Origin of the sequence: Alteromonas sp. B31-7 (assembly GCF_015767655.1) — a bacterium.
GTDB classification, from domain to species: domain Bacteria; phylum Pseudomonadota; class Gammaproteobacteria; order Enterobacterales; family Alteromonadaceae; genus Alteromonas; species Alteromonas australica.
Genome location: NZ_CP065233.1, coordinates 1,210,364 through 1,232,598, shown reverse-complemented (window position 1 = coordinate 1,232,598; position 22,235 = coordinate 1,210,364). Strand labels below are relative to the sequence as shown.

The window sequence follows — 22,235 nt, the reverse complement described above, 5'->3', positions numbered from 1 at the left end:
TCCTTTTTCAAAAAATAGTTATTCAGGCGCTTTTGATTAGTTTGCCTGGTAGTAATCCATTGCCCAGCGTACCGCTATGCGTTTGTCAGCTTGCCTGGGGTAATTTGATGTCAGTTCCTGATTCCAGTTACAGGTATCTTTGGCTAACTGTGCCACTGATGCCTTGCCTTTCAACTGTTTCAAAATTCGCCTGATTCGGCGTAAAAACTCTTCTGGCGTTTGCGCCTGTTGCAATTGAGCGAAACGCATTTCGCTTACCACAGGCTTCTCTCCGTCGCCCTTTTTCCCGGCTAATTTAGCAAAGCTTTGAGCATGATTTTCTGTTATGGAAACGAGTGCTCCAGCAACCATAGCCCAACCAAACATGTTGTGACTCACTTGCTTTTCGTTGCCTTCGGTTATTTCACTACTTAACGAAATCCAAAGAGCCCTAAAGCCCTGTGTTAACAACACCGCGTCAATAGACTCAGCTCTTTTTAGTTCAGCTTTCCAAGCGGTTGGTGCAGCCTGAATACCCTCTTTTTTCAACTCACCCGCACTGGCATACATAGACTTCCACCAGCGGAGCGCTGTTGATACACCACGTTGAATTAGCTCTTTATCCATTAGTTTGTCTCCTTAATCGGCTCAATTTGATGTTCCTTTTCAAAATTTTTGAATGATTTTGAGTACAGCCCTTTTAACAAGCTTTTTCTTGCTGTAACTCGCTTAGCCATCGTCCGTTCAGAACCCAGTTCAGATAGCGCATATTCATCAAATAAGGACAACGCAACATTCCTGAGCGTAGATATCCAATGTTTTGCATCCATTGAACTCAAATACTGAGACTCACTACTCATCAACTGTTGCACAGCGGTAAAAAAATCGGATTGGGTTTGTTGCCAAAAGGCAGCATCGATAAAACTGAAGTCCCCTTTTGCATCACCGGGTTTATCAAACCACGCCGCTTTTATCTGGCTACGACAATGCCATAGGGCATCAGTGGCTATTGACTGAAGCTCTTTGATGTGATCAAGGATATGTTGTTGCTTAGCCGACGGGAACTGATAAAGCGGCATAAATTCTGAATACCATCCACGAGCTTTCATGTTATCCATGTCGTAGCCAAATACCCATAATCTGGCTTGTACCGTTACATCATCTATAATGTCTTCGCTCACCAGACTATTAAAAGAACGAACCACCCTCGCACACATCTGCTGAGTCTTGCCACCATCCGGAGAGCCCGTTAGTGTCAGCACATCCCAAACCTTATAAGTAATTCCTCCAGGCTGGCCTTTGGTCGACAAGTCTTCCTGATCCGGCTTTTTTAAGTCACGCTTATAGGGTGTAAGGGGGTGTGACCACGATCCCGCATAATTTGCACCGTAATTCTGAGTCTTATACAGTTTCACTAATTGGCTACAAGGCTTACCTGTAATTTTGCATTCGCCAGCAACATCTTCGACGATCAGTCTTATGCGTCTTGGCATCGCCCAGAACATATGCAACGGGTGTACATCTTTTTGATAAACTTCGCTTCCCTTCTTTGCACTTACTCGAGTTTTGCCTAACCATGGGAATAATGTGTCGCTGTCAAAATCAGGCTCGGAGTAATTGTCATCTTTTGGAGTTATGTTGAGCCAAAGCCTCTGCCAAAGCGGAGCGAGTTCTTGCTGCGGCATCACGAGAGTTGTTAAAGGGCCGCCACCGCGAAGCCCGGTGCGATTACCCTGCCCACCCGCTGGTGCATTTATTTGGAGAGTAAAAAGCGCCAAAACCGCCATGGGCAAAGACATGGCTTCACCACCCCCTCTTTTAACAAAGTGATCGGTATTCAGCTTTAAGCCATTTCCACCCGGCGCTTCGATGAGTAAACCTGAGATTGAGTTTCGCTTTGCCTCTTCCAAGCTGTCGAAATCCTGCATAAACAGCGGGCCATCACCTGTGGCATTGAATGCATGTTCTACTTTTGAAAAAGCTTGCCGAAGGGCATCTTCTGTTGGTGGTTCAAGATAGTTATCTTCCCATTCAAACTCATCATCAGGCGAGAAACAGGTTTGCAATAGCCCAATCGCAAACTGATAGGCTGCACCCTGAAAATCGGCTCTGGGTAATGCAAAGTCGATGACTTCTGGTTTTGCAATGGCGGTTATCGGCAACGTTTGTTCAGCTATGCTTCCATCTGGTTGTTGCACGTTAAATAACAGCCAAGGATCTTTGAGTAAGTTCATAGCTCTTCCTTGATGTTTTTTTGATAAAAACCAGATACAGGAGAATAACCAAACCGCTCATCCTGCTCTGGTATCCAACATTGTTTAGATTTAAGTACTGGGTATTTCGTTTGTAATTCTTCCAGTTGTGCCTGATATTTTTCCGGCACTGGGCTTAAATTGTCTGCGTACTTATTTTTTGCGAGTTTCAATGTGCTTAGCTGTATTGCATGCTGTTTATGCTCGCACCAAAAAGTAAGATGGTCCTGCTCACTTACCTTTAGTAATACCACCTGCACTTCTTCCCGCTCACTTAGCCGGGTATTAATTTCAATCTCATCTTCTTCCCAGCGCCCTCGGTTCGTTATTTGATATCCCGTTTCCCAGTTGAGCTTTCTGGCAAATGCTTGATTTTCTCTCGCTCGTTCATCGCCGAGAACCTGTTGCTCCTGTGCAATTAAACTAGCAGGGATTTGCTCTCTACCTTCATCGCTATATACCGCTTCGATTAACTGTCTGGCATCCTGTGGCATACGCATGGAGCCTAATTTCAGCAACTCTCTCATGCCCAGCCATAACCTGCCTGCTGATGGGTAGACATAGCTGATATTTCTGAAATCTTTACTTACCCATTCATCACTGGGGTTATCAGTCCAATGTGGTGTATGCACAATTAATTCGGGTTGCCCTCGCTGATCTGATTTATTCGGAGTAAATTTGCCAAACTTATCTCGGGAATGACGATGTAAGCGTCCAGCCCGTTGTATCAAATCATCAATTGGGCAAATATCTGAAATCATCAGGTCACAGTCTGCATCTAAACTTTCCTGGAAAACCTGAGTCGCTATAAGGACTTTACCGGCTCGAGTACCTACTTCAGCATGCTTACCGAATACATTCAGAACTTTTGCTTCAATAAAATTTCTATCATTTAGGGTGAACCGGCTATGAAATAAAATACAATCATCGGGGTTACTCATCTGAACAGACAATACTGAGTATGCGGCTAGAGCATCATCAACAGAATTGCGCACCCAAACTACGCAGTCTCCGCTTTCTGTGGTGTTGATAATGCGCTCAATACAACTCGCTTCATCATGCAGAAAAGTCACCTTTACCGCTCTACTCACTGCTTCCCGACTAGGCATTGTGGCTTCTTGCACTGGATTCACTGTTCCGGGCGCAACTTGAGTGGCAAGAGGAAAATCAGAGAAGCAGGTTTTCTTTGGCAAAATCACTTCGTCCCGTGATGCCGTTTGCCATATTTCTACCAGCTTCTTACGCTGTTTTAGGGGTAATGTGGCCGTTAATAAAATAACACTACCGCCCTGATGCAAATGCAGTTTTAGTAATCCTTCCAGCAGTTCAAACATATATTCGTCTGCCGCATGGACTTCATCAAAAATCAGGACTTTATTATGTAACCCTAAGAGTCTAAGGGATTGATGCCTTTTAGGTAACACCGCCAGCAGTGCCTGATCAATGGTGCCAACACCAACCGGTGCAAGCAGTGCTTTTTTGCGAGAATCGGCAAGCCACCGATGACACTCTGCGAGGGCAGTTTTGTCGTCTGCGTTGTAGTCAGAGTTATCTTTGCCTGAAGTGATGACCGTTTGCTGAAAGAGCGAGTTCATTTCACGAGCACCATGAGCCAACACAATACTGGGCTTTTTTGCCACTGATTCATACATACTTAAGTAATGTTCGGTCACCCGTTTATACATAGCATTGGACGTAGCCATGGTAGGTAGACCAAAATAAAAACCACTAGCCACACCTTTTTGCATAAGCCTATGGGTTAATGTAAGCGCAGCTTCTGTCTTGCCAGCCCCTGTTACGTCTTCAAGTATGAATAGCTGGGGGGTATCTGCGATCTCTACTTTTTCAGCCCAGCTCTGTAATGGTGTAGGTTTAAAACCAAAGCTATTCTCAACAGAAACGAAAGGCGCAACTTTAAATGACCGGATGAGTTGTTTACTCTCAAGTGCTTTCTGGGCTTGTTTTCTAGCATTTTGCCAATAGACGTCTAACGGTATCTCATCTGAAACATAGGGAAAATCGGTTTGATCTGAGCCTATCCAATCACAAAGCACAGCTATACCTGCAATGTGCCAACTGACTTGTCTTAGCTTTGCTAGCCACTCAGAATCATTTAGATACATGACTTCGGTAAATTCAGGTTGGAATAGTGCGATTAGATCTACAGCAAATGCATCTGCGGCAATTAGGTTTTGGCTTTCAGTAAATCCTTCAATGCCCGGCTCATCAAGTTCTACCGGCACACCATGATGTCCCAACATACAATCCATGATGATATTCAATGGCTTTGTTAAATACCGTTGCTGTCTTCTATCTAGTCCATTGCCTTCTGTACATCGTTCACAGATTTGCTTGCGCAGTTTCCGCCAAAACCAAGTGCCCAACCTGTCATGGCGATAACGTGAACCGTCATAACACTTTCGACTATTGGGAAAAATGAGTGACGATGAAGCGTTCGAAAATAACGCTTGAAAAGCAGATGCAAATTTCCCAAGATCATGCATTGCCATGAACATGCTCATCATTGATGTAAACTGCGCTCTAGGGATTCCCAAATAATTGCTTAATTCAGCAGAGAGTTTAGTATCAGCGTAAAGCCACTCATAACACACAGCCGCCACATCCAAACAATGGTAGGGGAGCAAGTGATAGTCTGCCCCATCCTGATTAACGTCTTTTTTAGCTTTACCCCAATATTTAAAATAGGGAGGGAATTCCTTATCCATGCCGTTCCTTTATATTCGAAAAATACTGTTTAAGTACATTTCCATTTTTTTACTTCATCTACAATGAGGTAAATAAAACCAGTAAATTAAGTGTACCGATTGTGCACGCATATATCGGCTAATTACCGAATAGCCATTCTTTTACGTCGCTTTCGTTTACCAGTACGAGCTGTTGCTGTTGAGGTGTTTTGGCTAAAAACTCGGTTCTTACATGCATTTCTTGGAGCAAGTATTGCGCTAACGCGGGTTTTGACTTGATGACTAATTCGCCATTTCTCATCTTATAGTCTTGCTCAATAATAGTTCTTTGTGCTTTTGAGAATCTAGGGTCGGGTTGAATGCGCAAACTGACTTCTGTATTCCAACCTGAGTCATCACTTTCAAAATGTGTCGCCTTGCCCATTAACGTCGGCTCGCCCCGAAAACGACTGAGTACAAAGTCTCTAAACTCACCTCGATATTCACAATAGCCACGTAAATGCCAACGTAGCCCCGTTTTCACGAAGGTATGTGGCTGAATTACTCGCCCTTCCTCCGTCGTTTTGCTAAGCGAAACGTAGTCTACATCTACTCTACGCTTTGATTTTACTGCGCTTACTAATGCTCTCATGATGTTTGGCGAAATTGTTCTTGCCGGTAAACGAAGTTTTGCGTGGGTAATTGAATTTGCGGTCAACACAGTACCTTCGTTCAAGCCATTGAGCCAATCGAGATATTCACTGACGTCGCCAGAAATATACTGCTGTTGAAATGAGTCTTGTGCGAGGTGAGCTTTGGTACTTTTGCAATAGGCGAGGTTTGTAGGACAATAGTCTCTGTAGTGAGTAATATACTTTTTAGCTTGCGTTACACTAATACCAAAGTTATCACACAACTCTCGGCTGTTTATCTGCCCCTGCCAGTAGGCAACTAATTCAATAAACCAAAAGTATTTTGAGGTGCTTTTGTTTTCCATAACAATTTGACCTTCCTTTGCAATTCATTAACATTAAACTAAAGTATAAGAACTGTAAAATAATACTCGCTCAAAAAAAAGGCGAACCAACAGGTTCGCCTTTCAAATCAAACTCTAGCAGCAACGCTGCTAAACCAACAAAAACCTACCCCTCAACATAACTCTCAATGCTAGGGCAAGAACAGATCAGGTTACGGTCGCCGTAAACGTCATCAATACGGTTAACCGTTGGCCAGAATTTGTTTCTGTGTACTTCTGGTGCAGGGTATGCCGCTAGCATGCGGTCGTAGCTACGGTTCCAGTCGCTGTCACAAATATCGGCCAATGTGTGTGGCGCGTTGTGTAGCGGGTTGTCAGTGGCATCCCACTCGCCGCTTTCTACTTTCGCAATTTCTTGGCGAATGCTAACCATGGCGTTAATGAAACGGTCTAGTTCGTACTTCGCTTCCGACTCTGTAGGCTCAATCATAAGCGTACCCGCTACTGGGAAGCTCATGGTTGGGGCGTGGAAGCCGTAGTCGTTAAGGCGTTTTGCAATATCTAGCTCGGTAACGCCGCTTGCTTCTTTAAGCGGGCGAAGATCAATAATACATTCGTGTGCTACGCGGCCATTGTTACCTTTATAAAGCACGGGGAAGTGCCCTTCTAGCTGCTTAGCTACATAGTTGGCATTTAGAATTGCTACTTCAGTGGCTTTGCGTAAACCAGCGCTGCCCATCATTTTAATGTACATGTAGCTAATAGGCAGAATAGACGCACTGCCCCATGGTGCGGCTGAAACGGCGCCGCAGTTTTTGCCAGCGGTTTCAATATTCACCACAGTATGGTTTGGTAGGAACGGTGCTAGGTGCGATTTAACACCAATGGGCCCCATACCTGGGCCACCACCACCGTGTGGAATACAGAAGGTTTTGTGTAAGTTAAGGTGCGATACGTCAGAACCAATGAAGCCAGGTGACGTAATGCCAACCTGTGCATTCATGTTCGCGCCGTCCATATAAACCTGGCCGCCGTACTGATGAACGATGTCACACATTTCACGTACGGTTTCTTCGTACACACCGTGGGTAGACGGGTATGTGATCATGGCGCACGATAAGTTCTCGCCCACTTCTTCCGCTTTTTTGCGTAGGTCGTCAAGGTCTACGTTACCGTTAGCATCACAAGCCACTACTACCACTTTAAGGCTAACCATTTGTGCAGACGCAGGGTTAGTACCGTGGGCGGAACTTGGAATTAGGCACACGTTTCTGTGCCCTTCGCCGCGGCTTTCATGGTAACGCTGAATAGCCAATAAGCCTGCGTATTCACCTTGCGCACCTGAGTTCGGCTGCATTGAAAGGTTGTCGTAGCCTGTTACGTTAATGAGCCACTCAGCCAACTCGGCAATCATTTCTTGATAACCTTCGGCTTGGTTTAGTGGTGCAAACGGGTGAAGCTGGCCGAATTCAGCCCAGGTTACTGGGATCATCTCAGCCGTTGCGTTTAGCTTCATGGTGCACGAACCCAATGAAATCATCGAGTGGTTAAGCGCCAAGTCTTTGTTCTCTAGGCTCTTAATATAGCGAAGCATTTCAGTTTCTGAGTGATATTTGTTGAACACTTCATGGGTTAAAATGTCGCTGGTACGAACTAGCGTGTCAGGAATAGACTTAACGCCTTGTGTGGTTACGCTAGCGTCTAAGTCTTCAACCGTTAGGCCGTGCTCTTCACCTAGAAGCACATCGAATAGTGCAATAATGTCTTCACGGGTGGTGGTTTCATCTAACGACACACCTACCGCGCCTTCAAGGTCGGCACGTAAATTTAAGCCCTGTTCGTAAGCCTTGTTTAGTACCGCTTCTTTATCGTCAACCATAATGGTTAAGGTGTCGAAGTAGGTGCTATGTTTAAGTGCTAGCCCTTTTTGGGTTAATCCTGTCGCCAAAATGTCGGCAAAGCGGTGAATACGCTCGGCAATTGTTTTTAAGCCTTGTGGGCCGTGGTACACAGCGTAGAAGCTTGCCATGTTGGCTAGAAGCACCTGCGCGGTACAAATGTTCGAGTTGGCTTTTTCACGGCGAATGTGTTGTTCACGGGTTTGTAGCGCCATGCGAAGTGCTGGGCGACCACGGGTGTCTTTACTTACACCAATAATACGCCCTGGTAGTGAACGCTTGTAGCTGTCGCGTGTAGCAAAGAATGCCGCGTGGGGGCCGCCGTACCCCATGGGTACACCAAAGCGCTGCGCACTGCCTAGTGCCACATCAGCACCTAGCTCGCCTGGTGATTTAAGCATTACCAAGCTCATTAGGTCTGCCGCTACTGCTACTATGCCTTTTTTCGCTTGTACCGCAGTAATAACATCGCTGATGTCTTTTACTTCGCCTGTGGTAGTGGGGTATTGAAGTAGCGCACCGAAAATATCGTGGTCTGCGGCTTCTTCTGCTTCGCCTTTAATGATTTCAAAACCGAACATTTCAGCGCGGGTTTCTACCACGTCTACGGTTTGTGGGTGAACATCATTGGCAATAAAGAACGCATTCGCTTTTTTGTTCTTAGATACACGCTTAGCAAGGCCCATAGCTTCTGCGGCCGCAGTACCTTCATCAAGCAATGACGCCGATGCTAGCTCTAAGCCAGTTAGGTCAATGGTCACTTGTTGGAAGTTAAGGATAGCTTCCAAACGACCTTGGGCAATTTCTGGCTGATAGGGCGTGTACGCGGTATACCAACCTGGGTTTTCTAGCACGTTGCGAAGAATAACGTTGGGTACGTGGGTATCGTAGTAACCCATACCAATGAAAGAACGGTTGATTTTGTTCTTTTGTGCAACAGCTTTAAGTTCATTTAATGCTTCAACTTCTGTCGCCCCTTCACCACATTTTAATGGCTCTGGTAGCGCAATACCTGCCGGTACGGTTTGCTCAATTAAATCGTCTAATGAGCTTGCACCAATGGCAGACAGCATTTCTTCAATTTCACCTTTTCCCGAGCCAATATGACGGCGGATAAAGGTATCTTTTTGCTCTAGTTGAGCCAATGTTGGGGAAGTATTCGACATAACGTTGTTAAGCACTCGTAATGGTTGCCGCAAGGGCGCGTTAAATCTTAAATTTAAAAAGGGGCGCTATACATAGGCCCCTTTTTCAAAATGTACTACATGAAAATGGCGTAACGAATTACTCTTCGTCTATGCTGTTTTCGTAGCCTTCTGCGTCAAGTAGGCCTTCTACTTCTGCCGCATCGTCAGCTTTAATTTTGAATAACCAGCCGTCACCGTAGGGGTCAGAGTTAACCAGCTCTGGTGAGTCTTCTAGGTCTTCATTAACTTCAACAATTTCACCTGAAATAGGTGCATAAACGTCAGACGCCGCTTTTACCGATTCAGCAACACAAATATCGTCGCCAGTACTTACGGCATCGCCAACGTCTGGCAGCTCTACAAATACCATGTCGCCAAGTAGGCCTTGAGCGTGCTCAGAAATACCTACAGTGAAAACACCGTCACCATCTGGGCGTACCCATTCGTGGGTAGAGGCATAGCGTAAATCAGTTGGGATGTTGCTCATAATCGTTCCTGTTAATCTTTGTAAACTTAAGAAGTTATTTTATAAAACACTTTTTCCATTGCGAACAAAGGAGGGCTTAACCACTTTTACTGTAACCCACTTTTTGCGCATTTCCACTTCTACTGTTTCACCAGCATCACGTGGTACTCGTGCCATGGCAATTGAGTGACCTAGTGTTGGCGAGAAAGTACCAGATGTGATAACGCCTTCGCCGCTTTCTGTTTTCACTTTAAGGCCATGACGAAGCACGCCTTTTTCAGTCATCACCAAGCCTACTAGCTTGTCGGTACCTGCTTCGCGCTGTGCTTCTAGTGCTTTACGCCCTACGAAGTCACGTTCTGCCGGTTCCCATGTAATTGTCCAGCCCATGTTGGCGGCTAGTGGCGATACGGTTTCATCCATATCTTGGCCGTATAAGTTCATACCCGCTTCTAAACGCAGCGTGTCACGTGCACCTAACCCGCAAGGCTGTACTCCAGCATCTAATAAGCCTTGCCAGAAGCTTGCGGCTTGCTCAGTAGGCACCATAATTTCGTAGCCTGCTTCACCGGTATAACCTGTGGTAGCAATGAATAAGTCTTCGGCTTGTACGCCAAAGAATGGCTTCATGCCCGCTACCGCTTCTTTTTGCGCTGCGCTGAACAAGGTGGCTGCTTTTTCTTTTGCGTTAGGGCCTTGTACGGCAATCATGGCAAATTCAGGGCGCTCGGTGATGGTTACGTCAAAGCCTTCGGCTTTGCTCATTAACCAGTTCATGTCTTTTTCGCGGGTTGCTGAATTAACCACTAGGCGGTAGTTGGTTTCGTCGAAGTGGTAAACAATAAGGTCGTCTACTACACCGCCTTCTTCATTCAGCATGCCGCTGTACAGCGCTTTGCCTTTGTCTTTTAACTTCGCTACGTCGTTTGCAAGTAGATACTGAAGATAGGCTTTCGCTTGCGCGCCCTTTGCATCAACAATGGTCATGTGAGACACATCGAACATACCCGCGTCTTTGCGCACTGCGTGATGCTCTTCAATTTGTGAACCATAGTTAATGGGCATATCCCAGCCGAAGAAATCGACCATTTTCGCGCCAGCTTCTAGGTGCTTGGCGTGTAAGGCGGTAGTGTTAGACATTCCACTTACTCTTTTTGAATTGAAAGGTAGAAAACGCCATTGAGTATAGTGAGCTACACCTTATGCAACAAATTGGAATTTCTTATCAATACATTTGCATTTATAATGTATGCGCTTAACTACATCAGGAATTCAAATCTATATGAAACAGCTTTCGTTAGATAACTTGCGCACCTTTGTTAGCGTTATAGAGCTTGGTGGCTATGCCAAAGCGGGCGACTTTTTAGGTCGTTCTCAACCTGCGATTAGTTTGCAAATTAAAAAGCTTGAAACCCAATTAGGCAAAAAGCTGTTTACTAAAGTGGGCCAGCGACATGTTCCTAGCGCCGACGGCAATTGGTTGTATCCTAAAGCTAAAGAATTATTAGAGCTTAACGACAATATCTTTAGAAGCCTTACGCCCGCGCCATTAAGCGGGCGATTACGGTTGGGCATTCCTAACGAATTTGCCTCTACCCTTTTACCGGGTTTAATTGGTGAGTTTTCTAAGCGTTATCCCGATGTTTCTCTCGAAGTCACGTCTGCTTTGAGTCGTGATTTACTGCACCCCAGTCAGCGTGATCATTTCGATTTAATATTGGCGCTGGTAAACCCCAATGAAGACACGGAAGGGGAAGTGGTACTTGAAGATGACGTAGTGTGGGTGGGTGATGCTAGCCACCCGCTCGTAGGCGACAGCATTCCGTTAGTACTCGCCCCCGATGGATGCATGTACCGAAGCCGGGTAATAGAAGAACTAAAACAACAAACTTTTGCCTGGAAAATTACTTACACTAACGCCGATTTAGGCGGGCTGGTCGCCGCTATTAAGCAAGGCTTAGGCATTACCGCCCTCGCCCGCTCTAGTTTGCCGCAAAACGTATCGCCCCTTAACCACCCAAAACTCCCTAAATTAGGCAGGGTGAATATCTGCCTATTTAACCAAGACACTCAACACCCGGTTATCAGCAAAACGCTGGCTGAGTTTTTTAAAGCTAGGCTCACTGAATAGCCGTTAGGGCAACTCAGCCAGCCCATGTTTTATGCTTGCAATGGCATAAGCGTGCCCAACGGGCTAGCTAAACTGTCTGGTGGAGTCGTAAAGTAAGCAGGGCCTTTGTCGGTCATGTACAGGCAATCTTCCAACCGCACGCCGAACTCACCCGGAATATATAACCCGGGTTCGTTAGAAAAACACATGCCTTTGTTCAATGGCGTGGTTTCACCCCTTACGAAGTTCACGCTTTCGTGCCCTTCCATACCTATACCATGGCCGGTTCTGTGGCTTAACCCAGGTAAGGCATAATTTTTGTCATACCCTTTACTTGCGTAGTATTGGCGAACCGCGTCGTCAACACCACCGGCAGGTGCGCCCACTTTAGCGGCGGCAAAAGCAACATTTTGGCCCTCGCGTACGGTATTCCACACGTCTTCCACTTTTTGCGACGCTTTGCCAAATACCAAGGTGCGGCTTATATCACTTTGATACCCGTGCACACTGCATCCGCTATCAAGCAAAATAACAGAGCCTTCTTGAATAACTTGTTTCGCATTGGTGCCGTGGGGGTACGCACTGGCGTCGTTAAACAACGCTAAACACCAGGTGCCACTGCCCCCTAATTTTCGTTGCGCCGCATTCATTAGCCCTTTAACTTGTGCTTGGCTCATGCCCAACTTCAGGTTGTTAAACACATGTTCGTAAGCGCGAAGGGTCACTTCATTAGCTTTGTGCATCAGGGTAAGTTCGGCAGCGGTTTTATACATTCTACAGCCTAAGGTCACAGGCTCTGCGGCAACGATATTCATAGCCGGTAAGGCATTACTGATGCCGGTAACCACAAAATAACGCACACTACTTTCAAAGCCTATGTTGCCCGAACGAATACCCCGTGACGTCAAAATGTTTGCTACTACCTCAAAAGGGCTCTCGTGCTCGTTCCACACCTGAACGTCGTCGCCCACCTTTAAGCTTTCTAGCACGCTGGGCTTTTCAAAAAACGGGGTTACCACGGCAATGTCGCCTTTTTGTGGAATCACTAACGCAGTTAAGCGTTCGCTGCGCCACCACTGTATTCCTGAAAAGTAGTCCATGGCTGCGCCGGGTTCAATTAACAGGGCAGCCATGTTGTGCTGCTTCATAAGTTGCTGCGCCTTTTCGATACGCGCCTTTCGCTCTGCAACAGAAATAGGGTTTACCGAGCCTGTTATATTGCTTAAAGATTCAGTCACATTTTTACCTGAATCACTGCCAGCGGCCATGCCAGCCAATGGCGTCAACGCCAGACTTGCGCCGGTAAACTTCAAAAAATCACGTTTATTCATGGTTGTTCCCTGTCGTTTTTCATTTATCGTTTTTATAAGTGCTTAAGCCCACATCACCATAGTAGCGGCTACGCCAATAAGCAGAAGGCCAATAATCTCACGTTTCGACACTTTATCGTTTAACCAAAAGTGTGCCAGCAGCAAGGTAAGCAATACCTCTATTTGACCGAGTGTTTTTACATAGGCTACATGCTGTAGCGCCATAGCGGTGAACCAACACACAGAGCCCAAACAACTGACGGTACTAATCACCAGTACGGTATGAACATTGGCTAGCATTTGTTTAAGTATGTTGGGTTTACGAATGAAAATGTAGAGGCTAAGGCCTGCGGCTTGAATGCTTACCACCCAAAGTAGCACCCAGGCTGCCGCCTGTTTAAGCGGCAAAGCTAATAGGTGCGAGGCTTCACGAACAAAGAGCGACGTAAGCGCAAAACACGCGCCGCTGGCCAAACCAATACACAAGGTTTTTGTGCTTAAGCTACGGGTTGCACCCTGTTGAACACTTTTACCTGCACTTAATACAAATACCGCCACGCCCCCCAGTACAATCCCTAACCAGCCGATAACACTCAAATAGCTGCCAAAAAACAAAGTCCCTAAAATGCCCGCCACTAAGGCTTCACTTTTTGCCAAGCCTGCACCTATGGCAAAGTTACGCTGCTTAAAAAGCATGACCATAAACGATGTGGCGGCAATTTGGAGAAGCGCTGCCAGTATCACTACCAGCACGAAAGAAAGGGAAAACTGAGGCAGTTCTAGCCAGGCTGGCTGAACATTAGCGTGGCTGTCAAAAGATGGTTGAGATAAACAGGAAAGCAACAGCAGGTACGCTAATGCAATAGGCGGCGCAAATAAAAAGCGCGACAAGGTTACACCTAAGGTGTCTACCTTATCGCTAAGTTTACTTTGCAGGGCATTGCGTCCGGTTTGGAGAAAAACTGCACCTAAGGTAAATAGCACCCAACTCACTTAGCGTTCCTTCTCTATGTCTTCACTTGTAGGTTGCAATGAGGGCTTACGTCGTTTCCCGCAAGGCCGTTAAAGCCCCATAGCATGCGCCACGAAGGCCTGCTTTACCGTAGTAAGTTTGTCGGTGGCGGCTAGCCCAACTCCACGAATAAGTTTCTTCACAGGGTCGTTACCGTCGAATAAAAACTTAAACCCGTCCATAGCCGCTATCATTTTCACCGCTTCGGTTTTGCGCGCTCGCTCGTAGGGGCGCAAATAACGATGTTGCGCAATGTCTTTTTGACGGTTTAATAATGCAGAGAGTGTGTCGGCTAAGGCCAATGCGTCTTGCATGCCTAAATTGGCGCCCTGCCCCGCCAGTGGATGAATGGTGTGTGCGGCGTCGCCCACTAACACCACCCCATCTTTCGCCCAGCTTCGCGCGTAACGCATGGTTAACGGAAAAGTATGGCGCGAGGTCTGTAAGCTAACGTTACCCAAGGCAGCGTCGCTCGCCACAGTTAGGGCGTGACAGAAATCGTCATCGCTGCATTGTTGCAGCTTACTTGCAGCATCCGGTGTCTGCGACCAAACAATTGAACAAACATGCGGGTTAGCCATAGGCAAAAGTGCTAGCGGCCCTGTTGGCGTAAAGGCTTGGCGCGCAACATTATTGTGTGGATGCTCGGTTTGAATATTGGCCACAATGGCCGTGTGTTCGTAATCACGAAAGGTAATGGGAAAGCTGGCCTGCTTTCGCACAGAGGAGTTAGCGCCGTCTGCGCCTACTAACAACCTACAACTGATGGCGTCATTATTATCTAGCATAAGCATGCTTTGCGACGGCCCTACTAACATGCGTTCAATACTTTGAGTCACTACCGTCACGTTCGCTTGTTGCATTACGCTGTCTGCCAGACCGTTCACTAACGCGGCATTTTCCGCAATCACGCCTAAGCTGTCGTTACCCATGTCGTCGCAATTAAAATGTATATCACCAAAACTGTCTTTATCCCACACATGCATTGCCTTGTATGGGTTAACTCTGTCTTGTTGAACAAACTGCCAAACACCGAGTGAATCCAAAGCCTCAATATTGGCCTGATTAATGGCGCTTACTCTGGGGCTTGGTGCGTCTAACAACGGCACAACGAGAGGGTGTTTGTTTATCACAGCAATACTACATGGGGCATCTTTTAGTGCTGCGGCTAATGTTAAGCCAACTATTCCACCACCAATTATTGCTATATCAACATGTTGCATAAAAGCTCTCTCATTGTGTTATTTGTTTTTGCCAATAATAACGGCTTGCTCGCATTAGCTAGCGTGTTTGGTTTTTACTGAAGGCGCAAAACCTGTGGTTTGTTTTACAAAGCGGCGCTTTAAACTTGGTACAATATTTAACGTTAACAACGCGGCATTTCTTGCCAATACTAATGGGAAATAGGTATTTGAAAATGTGCGCACTAGGGTATCGGTAAGCGCTATGGTATTTTCACGATCCCGCTGGCGGTTTTGCCCATATTCACGCAATAGCGAATAGTCGCCTGGATCCTTGCACTGGGTTAGGTGCCCAACTAAGGTGACAATATCTCGTAGCGCCAGGTTAAACCCCTGCCCCGCAATAGGGTGAAGGGTTTGCGCGGCATTCCCCACCACCACGGTGCGGTGGGAATAAAGGCTGTCTGTCACGCGCAACGAAAGCGGGTAACTCACGCGATCGCTGATGGCATTAATGACACCTTGCCTGAATCCAAAGTCTTGTTGAAGCTGGGCCAAAAACTGCTTATCAGATAACGAAAGCAATGCCTTGGCTTTATCTGGGCTGACTGTCCATACCACTGAAAATCCATTCCCCTTGGCCGTTTCACCGTTAATACTGCTGTCGAAGGGTAAAAACGCTAACGGCCCGTTGGGGGTAAAACGTTCGTAAGCTTTGTTATTATGTGGCAGTTGGGTATGTACATTGGCCACCACGGCCACTTGGTTGTAAGGGGTTTGCGTTCGGCTAATTCCCACTTGTTCAATGAGTGAAGATTGCCCCCCGTCGGCCATTATCACCAGTTTGGCTTGCCAACACTCGCCAGAATCCAATGTCACCTGCGCATCATTGGCAGTTCGCTCAATGGCAAACACGCTAGCGGGTGCAATATGGGTAATGCCTTCACTGGTAGTGTGCTGTTCAACTAACGACGCTAATGCCGATAGCGACACCACTTGCCCAAATGCATCTAAATTGAAGTCGTTACAGTGCAGCTGAGTCATGCCCAGCCACCCTTTATCGCTAACTTCAATGTGCTCTATTTTACCGGGGTTTTGCTGAGCTAAGTCGTGCAGTGGCACGCCCATCGCGGTTAATTCATTGACGGTGCGCTTTGCCAGGGCAATAACTCGCTTATCTTCACGAGGATGAATACCGTCGGTTTGTGCGCTATCTTGGGCATCAACCAATACCACCGAGAAACCGGTAAGTTGGCTAAGCCCCTTGGCCAACACAGTACCTACAATACCGCCACCCACTATCACTATGTCAGTTTGATTCACCTGCTATGCGCCCTTCATTAATGCTTCTATGGCGTCCACCGTTTTGGGTACATCGGCAGTAAGTACATCAACACCGGTAGCGGTTACCACCACGTTGTCTTCAATTCTTACCCCAATACCTTTGTATTGTTCATCTACATCTAGGTGGCTGCCGATATAAATACCCGGTTCTATGGTCAATACCATGCCGGGTTTCAAGGGTCTGTCTTGGCCATCAATTTTGTAGTCGCCCACATCATGTACGTCTAACCCTAAGAAATGACCCACACCATGCATATAAAACTGTCGCCAGGTTTCTTGCTGAAGGTTTTCTGCAATAGTGCCACCAAGCAATCCTAACGACACCAAGCCTTCAGTTATTACCTCGGCACTTTGTTGCATGGCTTCGCCTAGGGTGCTACCTGGCCCCAGCGTGGTTAATACTGCTTCTTGTGCTTTTAGCACCCATTCATAAATGTCTCTTTGGGGTTTGCTAAATGTCCCGTTGGCAGGAAAAGTGCGCGTAATATCTGCTGCATAGCCTTGGTATTCACACCCCGCATCCACCAGTACCAGGTCGCCGTCTTTAATTTGCGCGCTGTTTTCGGTGTAATGCAAGATACATCCGTTTTCCCCACTTCCCACTATGGTGCTATAAGCTGGGGTGCGTGCACCTTGCATGGCAAAACTATGGTGCAGCTCCGCTTCTAGGTGATATTCATAGCAGCCAGGCTTTACAAATTGCATGGCACGTTTATGTGCCGCAGCAGATATTCGACCTGCCGTTTTCATCACTGCCACTTCGCATGCCGACTTAAATACCCGCATTTCATGCAACATGGGCCGGGTGTCATGCATGCTATAAGGCGCGAGTGACGCTTTAGGCGCCTCACGCAATGCTTGTAATGCATCAAGCACAAGTGCATCGGCTTGTTTATTTTCGCCCAATGCAAAATAAAGGTTGTCGTGACCTAGCAATGTTTCAAGTAATGCTTCGTTTAATTCAGACAACTCAAACGCTTCATCTAAGCTAAATACCGATAACGCTGCCTCTGCACCTACCCGTCGCCCTTGCCATACTTCAGCGTCGGGATCTTTATCTTGCACCACCATCGCACGGTAGCTTTCGCCATAGCGTGGGTGATTTGAAAGCAGAAGCCATGCCTCTGGTTCGTGAAATCCAGTGAGATACCAAAAGTCGCTATTTTGGCGAAACACATATTCGGTATCTCGACTGCGAGTTACCACTGATGCCGCGGGCACTAAGCACACGCTATTAGGTAAGCACTGAGCTAATAACCTATCTTGGCGAGCAATAAACTCTTGCGCACTAATCATATTATTGGCCTTATCACGCTACGTTAATGGTCTTGGGTTGGTATTTAATGTACGGATGGCTTTTCTTGTTGATCATCTAAAAGCGACTGTCCTAATTCGCTGTAGCACAAAATGGCCGATATTTTTACGTATTCCATGACTTCGAATAAGGCCTTTTCAGACTCTTCATCAGCGTCCATGGGTTCTTCCATACGCGAAATATCGGCAAAGTCTTCAAGTGCTTCTTTAACGTCTTCAGAACACTGCATTAAGTCTTGTTGGTGCAAACCAAACCCTAACATAAACCCTTGAACCCAGTTAATTAACGCAGTACCTCGGTCGTTAATAGGCGTTTGATCGTCAGGTACCATTAATTGCAAAGCAAATTCTGGCTCTAGAAGCTGCTGGCATACCTGATTGAATAAGCTAGTCAGCAAATATTCTGTTGCGTCGTTAAACTTGTCGCCTTGGTTAATCGTTTCACTTAGCGCCGTTAACCAGTTGCGATCGGTCAGTGACATACCGCCACACAACATGCCCACGAGTATGCCGTGCACTTCAGCGCCATCCACAATAATACCGTGTTGTGACAATTTATTGCTTACGCTGTCATAATCGAGCTGTTTTTCCACAAATACTGTTCCTTTTTCGGTGATACTTCATACTAGCAAATTCATGCTTTAAAACCTACTTTTAGCAAATTGGTTAATGTGTATTCGAACGTGCAGTAAATAAAGGGTTTAGGGTGGTAAGGCTGATGTAATTGCTCTATGATCCCCGACACAGGATAAGGATTTCCCCACGTAACAGTACAATGATTGAGCTTCGTTCAATTGCGTGTATAATTGCTGACCATCTGGTCAAGAAACTTACCTTTCTTGCTTAGCAGTAATGAATAACTTCGCAAAGGTTTGAAAGGCGTCTTAGTGATCCACTTCACGAAGTACCGCGTTTGATATACCCTGTTGCGTTACACAACAACAATGTCTCCTGGGATGTACGCCAGTTCATTCATGTCCCTGGCCGATGCTTTAAAACTAGGAAGTTGAAACGATGGCTATTGTGCAAGCTCGGCGCGTATCGAGAAGCCTACGGCTATTGTGATTCTTCCGCCCTGAACTTTTCGGTTCACGGGCGAACGATGAACAGCGGCATTCTGGGAGACGCCCTCTTTCGACGGAAGAAGAAATGGCAATTATAAATTTTGGCTCTATTAATATCGATCATGTTTATCAGGTAGATCATTTTGTTCAACCTGGTGAAACCTTGGCTTCTACCCACTACCAACAGCTTTTAGGTGGTAAAGGCGCCAATCAATCTATTGCCCTTGCACAAGCTGGTGCTGATGTATGCCATGTTGGCAGCATTCACGAAAATGACGCGGCATTTAAACAAGCGCTAATTAAAAAAGGCGTTGATTGTCGTGGCGTTAAGTGTTCTGAAACCCCATCTGGCCATGCCATTATTCAAGTTACGCCAAGTGGCGAAAACGCGATAGTGTTGTTTGGCGGTGCTAATCAAACCATTACCGCAAAAACTGTCATGCAGGCGCTTGATGGCACTAAGCCGTCCGACTGGGTTTTAACACAAAATGAAACCAGCAGTATTGACCAAGTATTGCGTCAGGCCAAAGAAAAGCAGTTAAAAGTTGCCTTTAACCCTGCCCCTATGAGCGAATCAGTAAAATCGCTTCCACTTGAATGTATCGATTTACTTATTGTGAACGAAACGGAAGCGGCCGCCCTTACTGAAAAAGATTCACTCGATGATATTGTAGCGGTGTTTAAAGAGCAGTGGTCAGAGTGCGAAGTTATCATTACACTAGGCAAAGCCGGTGTCATGATGCTAAAAAATAACGACTGCATTAAAGTCGACGCATTTTTAGTAGACGCAGTTGATACCACGGCAGCGGGCGACACCTTTATCGGTTATTTCTTGTCGGCTTACAGCAATCACACTGACGCAAAGCGCGCGCTTATTCGTGGCTGCGCGGCATCAGCTATTGCCGTAACGAGAGAAGGCGCAGCTCAAAGTATTCCCACTCAAAAAGAAGTGGATCGTTTTTTAGCAAAACACAGCTAATTGCAGAACGCACAGAGTATTTTTAATGGCACATAAAATCATTTTAGACACGGATCCTGGCATTGATGATGCCATGGCTATCTTTTTCGCGTTTCAATCACCCGATATCGACGTACTGGGTTTAACTACGGTTTATGGTAACGTGCCTGTGACGATGGCAGCCCAAAACGCGCTAACCCTTTGTGAGTTTGCAGGTAAAGATATTCCTGTAACAAAAGGCGTTGGCATGCCTTGGGTAGGTCCAGAATCTACTTATGCGCACTTCGTACATGGTGATTACGGTTTCGGTCATATGAAACCTGAAGCCCCTAAGGGCGAGCTTGACCCTCGTAGTGCAGCACAGTTTATTGTAGATACCGCACGCAAGTACCCAGGCGAAGTCACTATCGTGGCTATTGGCCCTTTAGGTAATCTAGCGCTAGCACTTCGCTTAGAGCCTGACTTACCTAAATTAGTGAAAGGTGTAAGCATTATGGGTGGCGCAGCATTTGTTCGCGGTAATGTCACGCCGGTGGCTGAAGCCAACATTTGGAATGATGCCCACGCTGCAGAAATTGTGTTTGGTGCCGATTGGAACTTAACCATGTTTGGTTTAGACGTCACCAATGATGTGCCATTTAAGCCATCATTCGTTGACGTTCTTGCTGAGAAAAACCCTAAACTAGGTGGTTTTGTTCAGGAAAGCGCGCAGTTCTATATGGATTTCTATTCTCAGAACCGCGAAGATCGTGTGTGTTTCTTCCACGATGCCTTCCCTATCGCTCACTTACGTCACCCAGAGCTCTTTGAGTTAACTGAAGGTCACGTCCGTGTAGGTACAGGCCCTCTTGACCGCGGTCAAACCGTGGTTGCGCCTTTAGGTACTACGCCAAGTCCGCTGTGGACTGAAGCAAATACCATTAAGGTTGCCACCAAAGTTGACCACGCTAAGTTGGAACAATTGTTTGTTGATACTTACGCGTTGTAGTGCATGAAAAAAGGTGGCAATAGGCCACCTTTTTTATTCATTTAATTCCCATTGTCGAATGGCCTTTTATGCAGCGCTCTGAATTACGAAAGCAACTAAGGCTAGCGCGTCAGCAGCTAACACGCGCTCAGCAAGACAAGGCCGCAGAAGCTGTGCTTCAGCGCTTGTGTGACCTTCCACTATTATCTCACGCTACCTACGCAGCCTGTTATTTACCCAACGATGGGGAAGTTTCGCTTACCCCGTTTATTAAGCATTGTTGGCAGAGCAAAGCCACCTCTCACCCTATGCGATGCAACACCACCTTGCCTGTGCTTCATCCAGTGTGTAAGGGCCATCTGTTGTTTCTTGGCTATGATGCGCAAACTCACATGGTGAAAAACACCTTTGCCATTCCCGAGCCTGAACTGGCGTGCCAAAATATTGTTCCTATGCGACACCATAGCGTTATTTTTATGCCGCTGGTGGGCTTTGACAGTCAAGGTAACCGACTGGGCATGGGCGGCGGCTTTTACGATAGAACCCTTGCCTCGGTGCGCGAAGCACACTCCCGTCCAGCCCTTGTAGGTATTGCCCACGACTGTCAACACGTTGATAGGTTACCTGTACAATCTTGGGATGTTCCCCTTGATGCAATTGTTACTCCTACGCAAACCATTACCTTCAATCAGAAATAAAACCTGCAATTGCTAAATTGAGCCATAGGTGAAAAGGTGGCTTTTTGTTAGACTCTAACAAAACCCACTGGAGAGTAACGATGGATCAAAACGCAAAAAAACTGGCCGTAGCTAAAGCCGCTATTGAATACGTTGAAAACGACAGCATTGTGGGCGTAGGTACAGGTTCTACCGTGAACTTTTTTATCGACGAGCTTGGTAAAATTAAGCATAAAATTGAAGGTGCCGTGTCTAGCTCTGAAGCATCTACTGAAAGGCTGAAGGCACTTGGCATTGAGGTATTTGAACTCAATGAAATCAGCCAGCTTTCAGTATACATCGACGGTGCGGACGAAGTGACCGAGCACAAACATATGATTAAAGGCGGTGGCGCAGCGCTGACGCGCGAAAAAATAGTCGCCGGCGCAGCAACTACCTTTGTTTGCATTGTCGATGAGAGCAAACGGGTACCCGTGTTAGGCAAATTTCCACTACCGGTGGAAGTTATCCCGATGGCACGCTCATTTGTAGCCAGAGAGTTAGTTAAGCTGGGCGGAGACCCTGAGTACCGCCAAGGCGTAGTCACTGACAACGGGAATGTCATACTTGACGTGCACAACTTAGAAATACTGAATCCTCGTGAGTTAGAACAAGCCATTAATAACATTCCAGGCGTTGTTACAAACGGTATATTTGCCTTACGGGGCGCAGACATTGTACTTTCTGCCACCAACACTGGGGTAGATACCTTTAAGTAAAATTCTGCTTTTAAGTTAGCCCATTTTCTGTTAACTTCCGTTTAGACGTCTAGATGGCCTTTTGAGAGCTAAAGGTGGAGTGTGCATCGGTAGATGGA

Annotated in this window: 18 protein-coding genes and 1 other RNA gene; 6 read left to right on the top strand and 13 right to left on the bottom strand. The window is 46.4% G+C overall.

The features are described from left to right. Positions 1 to 36: 36 nt before the first annotated feature. The 7 genes from casB to gcvT all read right to left on the bottom strand — a co-directional run bounded on the left by casB (position 37) and on the right by gcvT (position 10,582). Positions 37 to 606 carry a type I-E CRISPR-associated protein Cse2/CasB gene (gene casB, locus IUA53_RS05140; RefSeq protein WP_196898589.1) on the bottom strand — a complete coding sequence of 190 codons (570 nt, stop codon included), beginning with the start codon at positions 604 to 606 and terminating at the stop codon, positions 37 to 39. Next, positions 606 to 2,213, bottom strand: coding sequence for a type I-E CRISPR-associated protein Cse1/CasA (gene casA / locus IUA53_RS05135; protein ID WP_196898587.1), 1,608 nt, complete (start codon positions 2,211 to 2,213; stop codon positions 606 to 608). The genes casB and casA overlap by 1 nt, the downstream gene beginning before the upstream one ends. Beyond that, entirely contained in the window at positions 2,210 to 4,957 is a 2,748-nt protein-coding gene (gene cas3, locus IUA53_RS05130; protein WP_196898585.1) for a CRISPR-associated helicase Cas3', read from the bottom strand. Before cas3 ends, casA begins: the two co-directional genes overlap by 4 nt. A gap of 118 nt (positions 4,958 to 5,075) precedes the next feature. Next, positions 5,076 to 5,912 carry a helix-turn-helix transcriptional regulator gene (locus IUA53_RS05125; RefSeq protein ID WP_196898583.1) on the bottom strand — a complete coding sequence of 279 codons (837 nt, stop codon included), beginning with the start codon at positions 5,910 to 5,912 and terminating at the stop codon, positions 5,076 to 5,078. 145 nt (positions 5,913 to 6,057) lie between these two features. Beyond that, positions 6,058 to 8,955 (bottom strand): aminomethyl-transferring glycine dehydrogenase, encoded by a 2,898-nt coding sequence (gene gcvP, locus IUA53_RS05120; RefSeq protein WP_196898581.1) that lies wholly within the window; start codon positions 8,953 to 8,955, stop codon positions 6,058 to 6,060. Positions 8,956 to 9,073: 118 nt separating this feature from the next. Beyond that, entirely contained in the window at positions 9,074 to 9,463 is a 390-nt protein-coding gene (gene gcvH, locus IUA53_RS05115) for a glycine cleavage system protein GcvH (RefSeq protein ID WP_044057773.1), read from the bottom strand. Positions 9,464 to 9,502: 39 nt separating this feature from the next. Next, positions 9,503 to 10,582, bottom strand: coding sequence for a glycine cleavage system aminomethyltransferase GcvT (gcvT, locus tag IUA53_RS05110; protein WP_196898579.1), 1,080 nt, complete (start codon positions 10,580 to 10,582; stop codon positions 9,503 to 9,505). 142 nt (positions 10,583 to 10,724) lie between these two features. On the opposite strand from gcvT, the gene IUA53_RS05105 reads away from it, so the two are divergent. Further along, entirely contained in the window at positions 10,725 to 11,573 is an 849-nt protein-coding gene (locus IUA53_RS05105) for a LysR family transcriptional regulator (protein WP_196898577.1), read from the top strand. A 29-nt stretch (positions 11,574 to 11,602) separates the two neighbouring features. Here IUA53_RS05105 and IUA53_RS05100 read toward each other — a convergent pair whose 3' ends face one another. The 6 genes from IUA53_RS05100 to IUA53_RS05075 form a co-directional block, all read right to left on the bottom strand. After that, the gene (locus IUA53_RS05100) at positions 11,603 to 12,883 is read right to left on the bottom strand and encodes a M24 family metallopeptidase (protein ID WP_196898575.1); all 1,281 of its coding nucleotides are present in this window, start codon (positions 12,881 to 12,883) and stop codon (positions 11,603 to 11,605) included. Positions 12,884 to 12,925: 42 nt separating this feature from the next. Further along, positions 12,926 to 13,855 carry an EamA family transporter gene (locus IUA53_RS05095; protein WP_196898573.1) on the bottom strand — a complete coding sequence of 310 codons (930 nt, stop codon included), beginning with the start codon at positions 13,853 to 13,855 and terminating at the stop codon, positions 12,926 to 12,928. A 69-nt stretch (positions 13,856 to 13,924) separates the two neighbouring features. Continuing rightward, positions 13,925 to 15,097, bottom strand: coding sequence for an FAD-dependent monooxygenase (locus IUA53_RS05090; RefSeq protein ID WP_196898571.1), 1,173 nt, complete (start codon positions 15,095 to 15,097; stop codon positions 13,925 to 13,927). Positions 15,098 to 15,151: 54 nt separating this feature from the next. Further along, complete coding sequence (gene ubiH, locus IUA53_RS05085; RefSeq protein ID WP_044057785.1) at positions 15,152 to 16,378, bottom strand: 2-octaprenyl-6-methoxyphenyl hydroxylase; 1,227 nt, start codon at positions 16,376 to 16,378, stop codon at positions 15,152 to 15,154. A 3-nt stretch (positions 16,379 to 16,381) separates the two neighbouring features. Beyond that, a complete protein-coding gene (gene pepP, locus IUA53_RS05080) occupies positions 16,382 to 17,695 on the bottom strand; it encodes a Xaa-Pro aminopeptidase (protein WP_044057786.1) in 1,314 nt (437 codons plus the stop codon). A gap of 44 nt (positions 17,696 to 17,739) precedes the next feature. Then, positions 17,740 to 18,306: a UPF0149 family protein gene (locus tag IUA53_RS05075; protein WP_044057787.1), complete on the bottom strand. Its 567-nt coding sequence runs from the start codon at positions 18,304 to 18,306 to the stop codon at positions 17,740 to 17,742. A 352-nt stretch (positions 18,307 to 18,658) separates the two neighbouring features. On the opposite strand from IUA53_RS05075, the gene ssrS reads away from it, so the two are divergent. The 5 genes from ssrS (at position 18,659) to rpiA (ending at position 22,137) form a co-directional block, all read left to right on the top strand. After that, positions 18,659 to 18,841: non-coding RNA, 6S RNA (gene ssrS / locus IUA53_RS05070), on the top strand. A 21-nt stretch (positions 18,842 to 18,862) separates the two neighbouring features. Continuing rightward, the gene (locus tag IUA53_RS05065) at positions 18,863 to 19,756 is read left to right on the top strand and encodes a ribokinase (RefSeq protein ID WP_044057788.1); all 894 of its coding nucleotides are present in this window, start codon (positions 18,863 to 18,865) and stop codon (positions 19,754 to 19,756) included. Positions 19,757 to 19,781: 25 nt separating this feature from the next. Next, complete coding sequence (locus IUA53_RS05060; protein WP_044057789.1) at positions 19,782 to 20,723, top strand: nucleoside hydrolase; 942 nt, start codon at positions 19,782 to 19,784, stop codon at positions 20,721 to 20,723. Between the two features lie 68 nt (positions 20,724 to 20,791). After that, positions 20,792 to 21,400 carry a 5-formyltetrahydrofolate cyclo-ligase gene (locus tag IUA53_RS05055; RefSeq protein ID WP_196898569.1) on the top strand — a complete coding sequence of 203 codons (609 nt, stop codon included), beginning with the start codon at positions 20,792 to 20,794 and terminating at the stop codon, positions 21,398 to 21,400. 80 nt (positions 21,401 to 21,480) lie between these two features. Further along, complete coding sequence (gene rpiA / locus IUA53_RS05050) at positions 21,481 to 22,137, top strand: ribose-5-phosphate isomerase RpiA (protein ID WP_196898568.1); 657 nt, start codon at positions 21,481 to 21,483, stop codon at positions 22,135 to 22,137. Positions 22,138 to 22,235: the final 98 nt, after the last annotated feature.